General features: G+C 54.8%; 1 protein-coding gene. It reads right to left on the minus strand.

Annotated elements, in window-relative coordinates:
- Window positions 1-46 precede the first annotated feature (46 nt).
- On the minus strand, window positions 47-706 hold the full coding sequence (locus ACXJ5O_RS28690; RefSeq protein ID WP_457302870.1) for a calcium-binding protein: 660 nt from the start codon (window positions 704-706) through the stop codon (window positions 47-49).
- Between the last annotated feature and the right edge of the window lie 107 nt (window positions 707-813).

Genomic DNA, 813 nt, shown 5'->3' on the forward strand with positions numbered 1-813 from the left:
AAAAAAGCGTGCCCGGCCCGGAGGGCAGGGCACGCCATAGTCGCTATCAATGAACGACGAAGTAATCGCCTGGATGTTCCGTGACATCGTCGGCATTGACGCCAACGAGCGTGACGGAATCGCCATGACCGAGATCGACGACAACATTGCCACCAACCTGCGTAACACGATCGGCAAGATCGTCAGCCGAATGAATATCCTGCCCGTTGATACCGCTGGAGATCTGGAGGACGTCTTCACCAGGGGTAAAATCGAGAACAACGTCATTTCCGCCGCCGCCAGTGAACAGGAATACATCACTGCCTGCGCCGCCAATGAGCGTATCATTGCCTGCGCCGCCGAAGAGAGTGTCGTCGCCGGCACCGCCGGAAAGAACATCGTTTCCAGCATCGCCGAACAAGAGATCAGAACCGGCACCGCCGGTAAGAACGTCATCTCCGTGGCCGCCGAAGAGAACGTCATTTCCCTCGTTACCGCTCAGTATGTCGTTTCCATTGTCGCCGAAGAGGATGTCAGTTCCCTCGCCGCCGAAAATCKAGTCGTTGCCGTTGCCGCCAAACAACAAATCGTCGCCGGCGTCACCGAATATCGAGTCATTTCCGTTCGAGCCAAAAACAACATCATCACCGCCATTGGCGTGGATGAAGTCGTCAAAACGCGAGCCAAACAAAACGTCGTCGTAGGCGCCGCCTTCTAAAGTGGCCATCTGCTTCTCCTTCTGTCCTGCTTTGAGTCTACAAATTGCCGGAAAGATTCCGACGATCGATGCCTAAACGATTGTGCGCTGCACCAAATCGAATTGCAATCTAGACT

The organism is Phyllobacterium sp. P5_D12 (assembly GCF_054049495.1).